10 protein-coding genes are annotated in these 14,896 nt (G+C 44.4%); 9 read left to right on the top strand and 1 reads right to left on the bottom strand.

From position 1 onward, the window contains the following. Positions 1–115: 115 nt before the first annotated feature. Complete coding sequence (erpA, locus tag AACQ75_RS17910; protein WP_026027518.1) at positions 116–457, bottom strand: iron-sulfur cluster insertion protein ErpA; 342 nt, start codon at positions 455–457, stop codon at positions 116–118. 322 nt (positions 458–779) lie between these two features. On the opposite strand from erpA, the gene hemL reads away from it, so the two are divergent. The 9 genes from hemL (at position 780) to AACQ75_RS17955 (ending at position 14,761) form a co-directional block, all read left to right on the top strand. After that, positions 780–2,075, top strand: a complete 1,296-nt coding sequence (hemL, locus tag AACQ75_RS17915) for a glutamate-1-semialdehyde 2,1-aminomutase (protein WP_026028237.1) — start codon at positions 780–782, stop codon at positions 2,073–2,075. A 277-nt stretch (positions 2,076–2,352) separates the two neighbouring features. Next, positions 2,353–3,438, top strand: a complete 1,086-nt coding sequence (locus tag AACQ75_RS17920) for an AI-2E family transporter (protein ID WP_094125595.1) — start codon at positions 2,353–2,355, stop codon at positions 3,436–3,438. An 84-nt stretch (positions 3,439–3,522) separates the two neighbouring features. After that, positions 3,523–4,566 carry a 16S rRNA (guanine(1207)-N(2))-methyltransferase RsmC gene (gene rsmC, locus AACQ75_RS17925; protein ID WP_170889168.1) on the top strand — a complete coding sequence of 348 codons (1,044 nt, stop codon included), beginning with the start codon at positions 3,523–3,525 and terminating at the stop codon, positions 4,564–4,566. Between the two features lie 199 nt (positions 4,567–4,765). Then, the gene (locus AACQ75_RS17930; RefSeq protein WP_170889179.1) at positions 4,766–8,158 is read left to right on the top strand and encodes a response regulator; all 3,393 of its coding nucleotides are present in this window, start codon (positions 4,766–4,768) and stop codon (positions 8,156–8,158) included. Between the two features lie 735 nt (positions 8,159–8,893). Then, positions 8,894–10,564 (top strand): ABC transporter substrate-binding protein, encoded by a 1,671-nt coding sequence (locus AACQ75_RS17935; RefSeq protein WP_013857639.1) that lies wholly within the window; start codon positions 8,894–8,896, stop codon positions 10,562–10,564. A gap of 166 nt (positions 10,565–10,730) precedes the next feature. Beyond that, complete coding sequence (locus tag AACQ75_RS17940) at positions 10,731–11,717, top strand: ABC transporter permease (RefSeq protein WP_013857640.1); 987 nt, start codon at positions 10,731–10,733, stop codon at positions 11,715–11,717. Positions 11,718–11,719: 2 nt separating this feature from the next. Then, entirely contained in the window at positions 11,720–12,745 is a 1,026-nt protein-coding gene (locus AACQ75_RS17945) for an ABC transporter permease (RefSeq protein ID WP_013857641.1), read from the top strand. 2 nt (positions 12,746–12,747) lie between these two features. Next, positions 12,748–13,731, top strand: coding sequence for an ABC transporter ATP-binding protein (locus AACQ75_RS17950; protein WP_013857642.1), 984 nt, complete (start codon positions 12,748–12,750; stop codon positions 13,729–13,731). Positions 13,732–13,768: 37 nt separating this feature from the next. Next, positions 13,769–14,761 (top strand): ABC transporter ATP-binding protein, encoded by a 993-nt coding sequence (locus AACQ75_RS17955; protein ID WP_013857643.1) that lies wholly within the window; start codon positions 13,769–13,771, stop codon positions 14,759–14,761. The last annotated feature ends 135 nt before the right edge of the window (positions 14,762–14,896 follow it).

Consider the following 14,896-nt stretch of genomic DNA (forward strand, 5'->3'; position numbering starts at 1 on the left):
TATTATGTTCTTGCCTTCTTAAGGTTAAGGCAAAGCCCTACATAACATCCAAATACGTAGGGCTATTAAGCTTAATTAGCTACAGTAGATTAATTGTGCATCGAACCTTTTTTAGTTAAACACTAAATGATGCACCACAACCGCATGTTGTTGTTGCATTAGGATTATTGACAAAAAAACGAGAGCCTTCTAGGCCTTCTGTGTAATCGACAATGCCACCTATCAAATATTGTAAGCTCATCGGGTCAACCACTAATGTCACGCCACTATTAACGATTGTGGTATCGCCATCGTTCACATTTTCATCAAAGGTAAATCCATATTGAAAACCGCTACAACCACCACCAGTAATATAAACGCGCAGTTTTAGCGCTGGATTCTCTTCTTCAGCAATCAACATTTTTACGCGTTGTGCTGCAGTATCAGAAAAGGACAATGGTACATTTACTTCACTCACGATGGCCTCTCTCACTCGTGTTAATACCTGTCAGACTTATTATGCTTAACTTATGCCTGTAAAGGTGATTCTTTTTTAATAATGCAATGATTATCTAATACCTGACCTATTCGTTCAAGTATTCACCGTCACTTAAGCTAAAACTCCAACTATCGAGGCATTATGCACTGAAAAAACACTCACTGTCGCGTGAGTTGTACACTATACGGCGCTTATTTGGCTGTGAATGGGCTCAGAAAATGAGTGAAAAAAAGTGTCTTTGGTGAGTTTGGGTATACAATGCGACACCAACTGGTCCGAACAAGCAGAAGAGGATAAATCCATGACCAAATCAGCAGAGCTTTATCAAAAGGCACAACGTGCAATCCCCGGTGGAGTTAACTCTCCTGTACGTGCTTTTAACGGAGTTGGTGGCTCGCCGATTTTTATCGACCGCGCAGACGGCCCGTTGATTTTTGATGCTGATGGCAAAGCTTATATTGATTATGTCGGCTCTTGGGGGCCAATGATACTAGGCCACAACCATGCGGTCATTCGTGAAGCCGTGATAGGCGCAGCGCAGCGCGGTCTCAGTTTTGGTGCGCCGACCGAGATGGAAATCGATATGGCAGAATTAGTTTCTGAGCTGGTTCCATCAATGGAACAGTTGCGTATGGTCAGTTCCGGTACCGAAGCGACGATGAGCGCCATTCGTTTAGCTCGTGGATTCACTGGGCGCGATAAAATTTTAAAATTTGAAGGCTGCTATCACGGTCATGCGGACAGTTTGCTAGTAAAAGCAGGCTCTGGCGCCTTAACATTAGGCCAACCAAGCTCTCCTGGTGTGCCTGCTGATTTTGCTAAACATACACTGACCGCCACTTTTAATGATTTAGAATCTGTACGTGAATTGTTCGCGGCCAATAAAGACCAAATAGCCTGCATTATCGTCGAACCAGTCGCGGGCAACATGAACTGCATTCCACCAGTAGAAGGGTTCCATGAAGGCTTACGTGAGATTTGTGACCAAGAAGGCGCTCTGCTGATCTTTGATGAAGTAATGACAGGTTTTCGTGTTGCACTAGGTGGTGCACAGGCTTACTACAACATCAAACCAGACTTAACAACGCTAGGGAAAGTGATCGGCGGTGGTATGCCTGTTGGCGCTTTTGGTGGACGCCGTGATGTGATGCAATACATCGCTCCAACGGGCCCGGTGTACCAAGCTGGTACGCTATCAGGTAACCCTGTGGCTATGGCTGCGGGTTATGCCTGCTTGACGCTTCTAAAAGAAGAAGGCAATGAAAAACGTCTCGCGGCCAAAACAAAGCAATTGGCTGATGGATTCAAAGAACTCGCAGACAAACACGGTATTCCTTTGCTGGTCAGCCAAGTTGGTGGCATGTTCGGCTTCTTTTTTACCGATCAAGAACGCGTCACCTGTTATGAAGAAGTCGCAAAATGTGATGTTGAACGTTTCAAGCGCTTCTTCCATTTGATGCTCGATCATGGTGTCTATTTAGCGCCTTCAGCTTTTGAAGCAAGTTTTACCTCTTTGGCGCACGGTTCCAAAGAAATTGAAGCGACATTAGAAGCGGCCGATCGCTGCTTTGCGATGATGGCAGCTCAAGCGGAATAAGCACCATTAGGCAGACTCATCATAATTATAAAGGGCTGTAGATCAGCCCTTTATTCATTTCAGACTCAATAAGCAAGCTATCATTGCCAGTAATAAATCACTAAAACGACCAACGCCATCATGCTGATGGCAAACCACGGTAGCTTCAACTTTTTTTTATGCTGGTTTTGACACCCTTTTTCATTATCACAACATCCCATCTCATCAGTTCCTCATTGATAACACGCTGATTTGCAGTCATTATAACCCTATTACTTTACAAGGTTGGATTAACAACGTGTCAGAAAAAGTGAAAATCACCTCTAGCCACTGGGTGCTCATTGCGGCACTTGTCGCTGCGGCTATTGCTTGTTATCTGTTGATTGCACCTTATATCAACTCGATTGTGATGGCTTTCATCATCTCGTTATTGATGTTTCCCATTCATGAGTGGCTCGAACGAAAAATCCCCAAATACAAAAATACCGCCTCGTTTCTCTCGTGTATTATTTTGACGTTTATTATTGTGATTCCACTGCTGTTTGTCTTTGCTGCTATTGTGCAGCAAGGGTCGGTATTTTCTCAGAACATGTACCAATGGGTCACTCATGGTGGCATTCAAACCGCCTTTGCTCATCCTTGGATTGTCAAAGGACTCGCCATTGCGAATCAATATTTGCCCTTTGATGAAATTCAGCCACAACAAATCGCACAAAAAGTGGGGCAATTTGCCAGTTCATTTGGCACCAACTTGGTCAGTATTAGCGCAAAAGTGCTGGGTGATGCGACCAGTTTTTTGATGGATTTCTTCTTAATGCTGTTCGTGTTGTTTTTCCTACTCCGTGATCACGATAAGCTCATCAGCGCTCTTAGGCACATCTTGCCGTTGTCGCGTAGTCAAGAAGACAGGTTGCTCTGCGAAATTGAGCAAGTCTCCAAATCGGCTGTCATGGGGTCATTTTTAACCGCAATAGCGCAAGGCTTTGCGGGTGGGTTTGGTATGTGGCTCGCCGGTTTCCCTGGGTTATTTTGGGGCACCATGATGGGGTTTGCTTCGTTTATTCCGGTTGTTGGTACTGCTCTGATATGGATTCCAGCCACTGTTTATCTCTTTCTAACCGGAGATAGCACGTGGGGCATATTCTTGGCCCTATGGAGTATCATTATTGTAGGCTCAATTGATAATTTATTGCGGCCCTTTTTAATGCAAGGGAGCGCGGGTATGAACACCTTAATGATCTTCTTCTCTCTGCTCGGTGGTATTCAGCTGTTTGGCCTGATTGGGTTAATTTACGGCCCACTCATTTTTGCCATCACTATGGTGCTGTTTAATATTTATGAGGAAGAGTTTAAAGGTTTTCTCAATCAACAAGATAATAGCTAACTTTTGACTTACTAACGATCAAGCTAGAAGCAAGGGGCAGACTGTGCGAGAATCTGCCCCTCTTTTTTTAGCGCAGAGCCTACTATGTCCAGTTACACCGCACCAAGTCAAATTGCCCAGCGTCAGCTTGCTTATTTCGAAGGAAAACATCTTTTAGTGGCTGGAGAAGCGGAGGATTTATTTCCTGTAGAGTTATCTAATCATTGTCGCTCTGTTTCGGTGTTCACCACTCATTATGGTTACTACCGCCAACTCGAATCCTATTCGCAAATTACATGTCATTTTGGCGCTCAATTTGAGCAAGAAACCGATGCTGACATGATTCTGCTTTACTGGCCCAAAGCGAAGCAGGAAGCTGAATATCTGCTTGCGATGCTGTTGGCCAAACTGGGCAAAGAGACTGAGATTGTGGTCGTGGGTGAAAACCGCTCGGGCATAAAAAGCATTGAAAAAATGTTTGCAGCTTATGGGGTGGTTAAAAAGTATGATTCAGCTCGACGCTGTTCGTTCTATTGGGGGCAATGCACTCAGCAGCCACCAAGCTTCCAAATTGCAGACTGGTTCAAAACTTATCAGGTGCAGTATCAGCAACACTCACTAATTGTAAAAAGTTTACCTGGCGTATTTAGTCATGGCGAATTTGACCTCGGCAGCCAACTGTTACTCGATACACTGCCTAAACTGAGAGGAAAAGTTCTCGACTTTGGTTGTGGTGCTGGTGTACTGGGTACAGTAATGGCCACATTAAACCCAGATATCGAGATTGAACTGTGCGATATCAGCGCGCTTGCGATTGAATCAACCAAAGCAACCTTGGTAGCAAATAACATATCAGGGAATGTATTTGCCTCTGATGTCTACTCAGATACCGCTAAAGATTATCAATTTATCGTCTCAAACCCCCCTTTCCACTCCGGATTAGAGACCAGCTATAGTGCGACAGAAGCCTTACTGGCTAACGCACCAAGCCATCAAACCGCGAAAGGCGAACTTTTTATTGTGGCCAACAGTTTTCTTAAATATACCCCGCTGATTGAACAGGCTTATGGTCATTGCGAGGTGTTAAATAAGACTAACAAATTCATCATTTACCACGCAAAAAAAACATTACAAAAGTCGCAACAATAAGTGTAATCCACTCTCAATTGGTCACTAAACTGGATGATTTTTACGAATTTTGCGTTAGTGACCACGCTTTCCACAGGACTTACTTGTCAAAGTAAAAAAACTCGTTAATTTCGTCACTTTAGGTTTTCTTTGTTTTTTTCATTCACTTTAACGACTACCTCATGCCGTTAAAGCCTCACGGAAAGTAATGCCTTTTTCTATGTTTAGGTTCTCTCGTAAGCAAAAATTTAAGCGCCTGCAAAATACTCTTATGCTGGCTTTTCTCGTTTTGAGCATCACGCCTTTAACTGTGACTGCCATTTTTTTTCTGCAATCACACACTAAAGATCTTCAAGAACAAAGCACGTCTCACTTATTGTCAGTCAGAGACACTAAGCAACAGCAAGTTCTCGATTACCTCACGGCCAAAGAATCAGAAGTGATGGGGTTTGTCCGTTCAGAGTTAGCTTATGCTAGTGGAGGGCGCTTTTACGGCTTAGTCAATGCGTTCCAAAGACTTGGTCTGGATATTGATCAAGCTCGTGAGCATGCCCAGCAGCGTTATATTCCTGGTTCTGGTGATCAGATAAAAACGTCAATATTGCCACAATCGAGCAGCTATGTAGGCAGTGAACGGTATCGCTTACTGCACAAGCGCTATCATTGGGCGTATTTAGAACTGCTTAAACGTTCTGATTTTGACGATATTTTACTGGTGGATCTCGATGGTGATGTCGTTTATTCCGTTTATAAGCACGACAACTATGGGACGAATTTACTGACCGGAAAATACAAAGATAGCAATCTGGGTAAAACATTCCGCCAGTTAGAGCAGCAAGTTGGCGAACAACGAAAAATCAATGAAGAATATACACCAGTCATTATTTCTGATTTTTCACAACAAGAAGGGCAATCAGTTGCTTGGCTTGGCGCGCCCATTATTCAACAGGGCTACCTGCACAGCTACGCCATGTTCCGCCTACCAAACAATGGCATCACAAAGCTCGTTGCTGACACCAATGCGACATCGCAAATAAGGACTTTACTCGTCGGGCAAGATCATCATTCTCGAATACTCTCTTACACGCAGCAAGAAATCGAGACTAGTCAAAAAGTGATCAATCTTGCGCTTTCTGGGTTGAGTGCCGTTGGTACTTACACCAATACATTGAATGAGAAAACCATTGCCGCCTATGCACCTGTTGCAAACAAAAACATCAATTGGGCCTTGGTCGTAGAGATACCAGAAAAAGAGGCTTATGCGCGAGTTCATCAGCTTGAGAAGTTATTTATTTTCGCCATGCTAACCGCGATTATTTTAGTCGTCATCGCTTCACATTATCTCTCTAATTTTATTACCTCTCCCCTACTGAAGCTCACTTGGGCGGCAGAAAAAGTCTCAGCTGGGGATTTAGATGAAAATGTTATCAATACCGATCGTAAAGATGAGATTGGTCGACTCGCAGTGAGTTTTGAACGTATGCAGCGTTCAATCCGAGAAAAAATGCAGCTGATTAAAGCGCAAAATAAAGAGCTCGAAAGCAACATTCAATTAATTCGCAAACAGAACGATGAGTTGCATCTCGCTAACAAACTAAAAGATGAATTCCTAGCCACAACGTCACATGAATTAAGAACACCGCTGCACGGTATGGTCGGTATTGCAGAAGCACTGATCTCTGGGTCAAGTGGAACTATCACCGCCGATCATCGTTATCAATTAGGCATAATCATCAGCAGTGGACAACGGCTGACAAACTTGGTCGATGACTTACTCGATTACCATAAAATGCGCTATGGTAGCTTGGATATCAAACAGTGTGCTGTTGATCTATCCGGCGCAACACGCTTAGTGTTAGAGCTGTCTAACCATCTACTCAACAAAAAGCCCATTCGCGTAATAAACCAAATCCCTGATGAATGCATTTGGGTCTCTGCCGATCCACAACGATTAGAGCAAGTGCTTTATAACCTTGTAGGAAACGCCATTAAATATACGACTGAAGGGAAAATTGTCATTTCAGCCAATGTGGTTGATGACAAGATTCGTGTCCAAGTTGTCGATACGGGGCAAGGCATTCCTGCTGAACAACTTGAACACATCTTCGAACCACTGATTCAAGCAGGGCAAGATGCCAGTCGTTATCGACAAGGCGCAGGCTTGGGCCTTTCGATCAGCCGTCAATTGATCGAATTAATGCAAGGAACGCTTTATGTCAGTAGCCAACCTATGGTCGGTACGACATTCAGCTTTACCTTACCATTAGCATCAAAAGCGGAAATTGAGTCGACAAGCTATATGGAAGCTGGCCATTTCCAATCTCCGACCATTTCAGACATTGAACTGCCTGAAATGCATTCACTACCTGAAAATAAAGAAGGCCCAGTGCTATTGATAGCAGATGATGAACCCGTCAATCTGCGTGTCCTAGACAGCTTCCTACGTTTAGAAGGCTATCAAGTCCGCACCGCTAAAGATGGCAATGAAGTCATTAGCGCGGTCGAAAAAGAAAAACCGGAACTTCTACTGCTCGACATTATGATGCCAGGATTAAGCGGCTACCAAGTCTGTGAAAAGTTAAGAGAAACATACGATCATGCCGAGCTACCTATCATTATGTTGACGGCATTAAATCAAACTGACGATAGAGTTCGTGGTTTTGCAGCGGGAGCGAACGATTACTTATCGAAACCTTTTAATAAGCAAGAGCTCGCTGCACGTATTACGGCGCATTTAACGGCCAGCAAAGCTGAACAAAGACGTATTGAGAACAGCCAACTGCAACAAGAACTGAAGCATAGAGCAATGGTAGAGGCCAGTTTATTGGAAACCCAAGGCCGTCTACTAGAGCAGCTTGAATCCGCTCCTGAGGCCATTATTTGCATTCGAGACGATCATAAAATCCGCTTTGCGAACGAAGCGGCTGCTCGGTTATTTAAGCGCAGCCAAGAACAACTAAAGCGCTCAAATGCGGAAGAACTCATCGCCCCCAAATACTTAGTCGTCGAGCAAGAGCATTACTGCGGTAATATCGATATCTATGTCGAAGATACACGTCAGCATATGTCTGCTGATGTGTTACGACTACCGGATGGCTCTGGGTTGCAGGCTATGTACATCTTTAACGTGGGTGGAAACATCAATGCAGCGCGCATCAATAACCTTGAAACCGCTATTGAAGCGCTATCCAGTTACGCATTTGAAGGCGATAAAGAAAAACTGCAGCAGCTCAAAGAACTCGGTGGCGAGTTCACTCGTATCGCCGACAAAGTATCGGGAGAGAGTCAATCTAAGCAAGATTTAATGCGCGAAGTACTGGTTGAAGCAATGACCAGTGCTTTAGATTACTGGGAACGGGTCAGTAACCAAAGCAAGTTTACCTTTGCAGAGCAGAGTGGGCTATGGCGAGTGTATCTCGATAGAAGCACATTACAGACTCGGACACTAGACAAGTACTTACGTATCGAGACACTGCCTAAAACACCTCGCTGGCGTACCGTTCTTAATTCGTTAGATTACATTCTTGATCATTGTCAGGAGCACGGCCCTGAACGCTCTCACATCGAAGCGCAGCGCGATAAATTGCAAAAGCTACTGACCTCATCACTCTAAGTACATCAACACCATTAAGCCTGCACTCTGCAGGCTTTTTTATCACTATATTTCCATGACCATCAACGGAACAACCACCCCATTGATGCATCCAGAGTGATGACTAGTTAAATTTAATCAATGTTAACCTCAAGCATCCATTACTCTGCTGCGCCTTATTCACTGCGTATTACAAACCTTACTTCTCAATAGAAAAAAAGAGGCAAAATGATGATAAAAATTGGAAGTAAAAACTGATTTCTAGGCAATTTCACCAGCAGATTTTCAATTGAAGATGAATAAAGATCCAGATTGCGAACCGAATCACAACAATTCGGCAGAATTAATTTAAGTAAAAAAATTAACGATAAAACTATAAGTGAGCAAGATCTCATGATACAAAAAAACATTAAAAATAAAGGGATAAAAAGATAGCGAGCGCTTACAACTATAAGTTAATCGAATTGAGTATGAGAGGCAGATCACTGACCTAAATGAGAGTAAAAATCAAACCAAAGATGGTAAATTGACGTTTATAACGATCACTTTCTACAAATTGACGTTTTTAACGGGAATTCAAATTGATAATTTTCTCTCCAAGGTGTCTTCTTACTCCTGCCAAAGGTCTACAGGCCACTCATGTTGACCAACTCCTCCGGTTTGTTAACACGCAATGAGGTAGGCCTTGGAGAGTGTTTATCAATTGATGACATTCATATCCATTAGTGAAATGAAAGCAAATAGTAAGGAACAGCTATGCTTGCCAATATTAAAAAAACAGCGCTAGCCGCTGCAGTAATCGCCGCCGCAGCGAGCCTTTCAGCTCCAGCAGCCGCACGCAGTGAGCTAACGATCGTACCTGATTTCTACCCTACAATGGTACGTAACTTTAACCCGTATCTAGCAACAAACCTACGTACGACCACTGATTTCATCTATGAACCACTGGTCATATTCAACGAAATGCATGGTAATACACCCGTTATGCGTTTGGCTGAAGGCTTTAAAATGTCTGATGACCTAATGAGTGTTACTTTTGATATCCGTAAAGGTGTTAAATGGTCAGATGGTCAAGCATTTACAGCGGATGATGTCGTGTTCTCTTATGGCTTATTGAAAAATAAACCTGAACTCGACCAACGCGGTATCAACAAGTGGGTAACGAGCGTAGAAAAACTGAACGACTACCAAATCCGTTTCCGTTTAAGTGAAGCTAACTCAAACGTACCTTATGAAATCTCGTTAGTTCCTATCGTTGCTGAGCATGTATGGAAAGATGTGAAAGATCCAGCGACTTTCACCAACGAGAACCCTGTAGGTACTGGTCCGTTTACTGAAATCGACACCTTCACTCCACAGCTATACATCCAATGTCGTAACCCGAATTACTGGGATGCTGCAAACCTTGAGGTTGACTGTTTGCGTGTACCTCAAATTGCAAACAATGACCAATTGCTAGGTAAGATTGTTAACTCTGAACTCGATTGGACCTCTTCATTCGTTCCGGATATTGACCGTACTTATGCCGCTGCAAGCCCTAGCCACCACTACTGGTATCCGCCATCAGGCACACAAGCATTTATGGTTAACTTCAAAAACCCAGATGCAGTAAAAAATGAAGCGCTAAGCAACGTTGATTTCCGTCGCGCATTCTCTATGGCTCTTGACCGTCAAACTATTATCGATATCGCTTTCTATGGCGGCGGTACCGTTAATGACTTCGCTTCAGGCTTAGGTTATGCATTCCAAGCTTGGTCTGATGAAAACATCCACAATAAGTACAAAGGCTACAACACGTACAACGTTGAAGGCGCGAAAAAACTGCTTGCTAAAGCGGGCTTCAAAGACGTGAACAAAGACGGTTTTGTTGATACTCCATCAGGTAAATCTTTTGAGCTACTTGTTCAATCACCAAATGGCTGGACTGACTTCAACAACACAGTACAACTTGCCGTTGAACAGCTTGCCGAAGTAGGCATCAAAGCACGTGCTCGTACTCCAGAGTTTGCGGTTTATAACCAAGCAATGCTTGAAGGTACTTATGACGTCGCTTACACCAACTACTTCCACGGTGCGGATCCACATCTATACTGGAACAGTGCATACAACTCTGCACTACAGAAAGGTGAAGGTATGCCTCGTTTTGCTATGCACTTCTACAAAAACGACAAGCTAGATACTTTGCTAGACAGCTTCTACAAAACAGCGGATAAAAATGAGCAGCTAGAAATCGCTCACGGAATTCAGAAAATCATTGCTGAAAACCAAGTGACCATCCCTGTAATGTCAGGTGCTTACATGTACCAATACAACACAGCACGCTTTAGCGGCTGGTGGAACGAAGAAAATCCTAAGGGTCGTCCAAACATTTGGGCTGGTATCCCTGAGCGTCTATTACACGTACTGGACCTAAAACCAGTTAAGTAAGTAGAAGTTCATTCCTTGCGGCGTACTTCGTGCGCCGCTAAATAAAATCCCCTAAATACCTAGCAAATGTATAACGCTCGTCGTTAGGGGATTTTTCGCTCTAAATTTCGCTAGGAGCGACCTGAAACCAGGTACAGGATAAAACTGGGTGAGTAAGGTGTGAGTTATGGGTTATTTTTTAAGACGTTTGTCATTTTATTTTATCGCGTTGCTGGTTGCAGCAACATTGAACTTCATTATTCCGCGAGCCATGCCTGGAGACCCAGTGACCATGATGTTCGCAAACGCAACAACGCAAGTAACGCCAGAACGAATCGAAGCGATGAAACAGCTTCTCGGTTTCGTTGATGGTCCGTTACCCGTACAGTATTTGACCTATTTAAAAAGCATTCTAAGTTGGGAATTAGGCACGTCGATTAAGTTCTATCCGTTAAGTGTCAATGAATTACTGGGTAGTGCATTTGGTTGGTCGTTATTTCTAGCGGGTACTGCGGTTGTGATCTCGTTCTCAATCGGTTCTCTACTGGGCATTTTTGCCGCATGGAAACGAGGCAGTCGTTACGATACGTTTATTACCCCAGGGATGTTGGTTATACAAGCCGTTCCGCAAGTGGTTATTGCGATGATCGCTATGTTTACTTTTGCTATCGGCTTGCAATGGTTCCCTACGGGTTATGCCTACACTGCTGGTACGATGCCAGATTGGACAAGTTGGACATTCATTAAAGATGTGGCTTACCACGCTTTCTTACCTCTTGTCTGTGCGTCTCTAGTACAAATCGGTGGGTTTCTCGTCAACATGCGTAACAACATGATTAACCTGCTCGCTGAAGACTACATCACGATGGCGAAAGGGAAAGGGCTCAGCGAAAACCGTGTGGTTTTCCAATACGCCGCTCGTAATGCTTTATTGCCAAGTGTCACCGCTCTATCGATGTCTTTGGGTATGGCTATCGGTGGCCAGCTCATCATTGAAATTATCTTTAACTATCCTGGCCTTGGTACCGTTTTATTTAATGCGATCAACGCTCGTGATTACCAAGTTCTGCAAGGGCAGCTACTGATTATGACGCTCTTTATGCTGTTCTTTAACCTGTTGGCGGACATGCTTTATGTCGTACTAGACCCTCGCCTACGCAAGGGAGGTAAATAATCATGAAAGATCTCATTAAACTCATTCGCGGCAATACCGTTGCCATGGTCGGTGTCATTATTTTGGGCCTATTTTTATTCATCGCCCTTGCTGCGCCACTGATCACCAAACATGCGCCAGATAAACGTACCGGAAATCCACACGAGTACCCATCGTTCGTCGTCAAAGCCGCTAAAGCAGATCCGAATGGCTGGATTGCTGAAAACTTGGCAACTGACCGCCGTACCTTACTACTCTCAAAAGGTGAAGACCATGTGCTAGGCACCTCTCGTATGGGACGCGATGTTTGGTCACAAGTGGTGTATGGCGCACGAGTCTCACTCGCCGTGGGTTTTGGCGCAGGAATGACCGTCTGTTTTCTTGCGACTGTGATTGGTGTTTCTGCCGGTTACTTTGGCGGTAAGGTCGATGACATTCTAACCGCCGCTATGAATATCATGCTGGTGATACCGCAATATCCTCTTTTATTCGTGGTCGCGGCATTTATTGGAGAGGCCGGCCCATTAACCATTGCACTCATCATTGGCTGCACCTCCTGGGCTTGGGGCGCTAGGGTCGTACGCTCACAAACCCTCGCACTGCGTGAAAAAGAATTTGTCAGAGCGGCGGAAGTCTTGGGTGAATCATCATGGCGCATCATTTTCGTTGAGATTCTACCTAACCTCATCTCCATCGTTGGCGCTAGCTTCATCGGTTCAGTGATGTACGCCATCATGATGGAAGCCACTATCTCCTTCCTTGGTCTTGGCGATCCAAACACCATCAGTTGGGGCATCATGTTGTACAACGTTCAAACGTCCTCTTCTATGCTGATTGGCGCTTGGTGGGAACTGCTTGCTCCTTGTATTGCTTTGACTCTACTCGTTACTGGTTTGGCTTTACTGAACTTTGCGGTCGATGAAATTGCCAACCCACAACTGCGTTCACACAAAGGAATGAAGCGTTGGAAAAAACTCGCAGAGCAAGACAAGAAAGAGCGTCAGCCTGACCTGCCACCACAAAATGCACTTTGGAGCGGAGATAAATAATCATGACAAACCCACTTATTTCAATCCGTAACCTATGCGTTGACTACATCACCGACGCAGGTGATGTTCGAGCATGCAGCAACGTCAGTTTTGACATTGCACCTGGCGAAGTATTTGGCCTTGCTGGTGAATCTGGCTGTGGTAAATCAACTATCGCATTTTCACTGATGCGTCTGCATAAGCCGCCCGCGTTTATTACTGGTGGAGAAGTGATTTTTAATGGTGAAAATATCATTAAATACAGCGATGAACGCATGCAATCCTTTCGCTGGAGCCAAATGTCGATGGTGTTTCAAAGTGCGATGAACGCTTTGAACCCAGTATTGACGATGGAAGAGCAATTTTGTGACGTGATCATGCGCCATACCAACATGACTCGTGAACAAGCTAAACGCCGTGCTGAAGGTTTGTTAGAAATTGTCGATATTCACCCAAGTCGATTAAACGATTACCCACACCAATTCTCTGGGGGTATGCGTCAGCGCTTGGTGATTGCAATTGCTCTCGCGCTCAATCCTAAAATGATCATTATGGATGAGCCCACTACGGCACTTGATGTGGTTGTCCAACGTGAAATATTGCAAAAAATCTATGCGCTGAAAGAAGAGTTTGGCTTCTCTATCTTGTTCATCACCCATGACTTGTCGTTGATGGTCGAGTTCTCCGATCGAATTGGCATCATGTATTCCGGTGAATTAATTGAAGTGGCTCCTTCTAAACAGATTCTGGAAAGCCCTTTCCACCCTTACACCAAAGGGCTGGGTAGTTCTTTCCCTCCACTGACAGGCCCTAAAACGAAGTTAACTGGAATACCAGGTAACCCGTTGAACTTATTGGATATACCTCAAGGTTGTCGTTTCCAAGCTCGTTGCGATCGCGTACATGAAGCTTGCACCAAAATTCCAACGAGTTTGCGCCAAATAGAGCTTGGACGCTTCTCCAGTTGCCACCTTTACGGTGACCCAATTGCTCAAGTGAAACTGTAGAGCACAAGCTGTATTACAAAAATTTCTGGAGACAATTATGAGCAAAAATTTCGGTGAATTACTGGTTGAGGGGAAAAATCTAGTTAAAGATTTTCCAATCAACAGTAACACCCTAAAACAACCTATGATGCGAGCGATCAACGACGTATCGTTCAAAATGTTCAAAAGCCGCGGCTTGGCTGTCGTGGGTGAATCAGGCTCTGGCAAATCAACAACCGCTAAAATGATTGCCAAAATGTACGCCCCAACATCCGGTGTAATTGAATACAAAGGACGCGATATTTTAGACATCACTTCACGCAGTGACCTGATGCACTATCGCGAAGGCGTCCAGATGGTATGGCAAGATCCGTTTGGCTCACTCAACCCAACTCATACCATTTTTCATCATATTGCTCGTCCACTGCTTATCCATAAAAAAGTGACGTCAGGTAATAAGAGAGAGTTAGAAGAACGCGTTCACGATTTACTGGAACAAGTCGGCCTTATTCCACCAAAAGAAACAGCCGCGAAATATCCGCACCAGTTGTCTGGTGGACAGCGCCAACGTGTCAACTTAGCGCGTAATATCGCGGTTGGTGCCGAAGTGGTACTGGCTGATGAACCAACCTCCATGTTGGATGTGTCGATTCGTGCGGGTGTTCTCAACCTGATGGAAGAGATGAAGTTTGAAAAGCAGATGTCGCTGCTTTATATCACGCACGACATCGCCACCGCACGCTACATCGCCGAAGACTTAGCCGTCATGTACGTCGGACATATGGTGGAATGGGGCGATACCGAAGAGATCATTCACGATCCTCAGCACCCATATACTCAACTATTGGTTTCCGCAGTACCAGATCCTAGTAAATCGATACACGAGAAGCTCAAAGGGAACAAAGGCGAAATTCCACTTTGGACTCCAGTATCAACAGGCTGCCCTTTTGCTGGTCGATGCATGCAGGCAAGTGACAAATGTCGTGAACAACTTCCAGCGGTGACTCAGTTGTCTGATAACCACTTTGTTCGTTGTTACTTATTTGAATAATCACTAACGCACACCTTAAGCGATTGAAGCCGCTGACATAACCTCATCGGCTTCAATACCTTAGGTAAACCTATAAAACAAAGTCAGCACATGCCTCAACTGGTTAAGTGCTGGCGAGAAATCAAAGATCTGGCT

The sequence above is a fragment of the Vibrio sp. B1-2 genome (assembly GCF_963888445.1).
In the GTDB taxonomy this organism is placed as follows: domain Bacteria; phylum Pseudomonadota; class Gammaproteobacteria; order Enterobacterales; family Vibrionaceae; genus Vibrio; species Vibrio anguillarum.

What these genes read in the sequence shown, in the direction of transcription:
- hemL (WP_026028237.1), top strand. Translation starts at nt 780, where the DNA reads ATGACCAAATCAGCAGAGCTTTATCAAAAGGCACAACGTGCAATCCCC.
- rsmC (WP_170889168.1), top strand. Translation starts at nt 3,523, where the DNA reads ATGTCCAGTTACACCGCACCAAGTCAAATTGCCCAGCGTCAGCTTGCT.
- AACQ75_RS17930 (WP_170889179.1), top strand. Translation starts at nt 4,766, where the DNA reads ATGTTTAGGTTCTCTCGTAAGCAAAAATTTAAGCGCCTGCAAAATACT.
- AACQ75_RS17935 (WP_013857639.1), top strand. Translation starts at nt 8,894, where the DNA reads ATGCTTGCCAATATTAAAAAAACAGCGCTAGCCGCTGCAGTAATCGCC.
- AACQ75_RS17940 (WP_013857640.1), top strand. Translation starts at nt 10,731, where the DNA reads ATGGGTTATTTTTTAAGACGTTTGTCATTTTATTTTATCGCGTTGCTG.
- AACQ75_RS17945 (WP_013857641.1), top strand. Translation starts at nt 11,720, where the DNA reads ATGAAAGATCTCATTAAACTCATTCGCGGCAATACCGTTGCCATGGTC.
- AACQ75_RS17950 (WP_013857642.1), top strand. Translation starts at nt 12,748, where the DNA reads ATGACAAACCCACTTATTTCAATCCGTAACCTATGCGTTGACTACATC.
- AACQ75_RS17955 (WP_013857643.1), top strand. Translation starts at nt 13,769, where the DNA reads ATGAGCAAAAATTTCGGTGAATTACTGGTTGAGGGGAAAAATCTAGTT.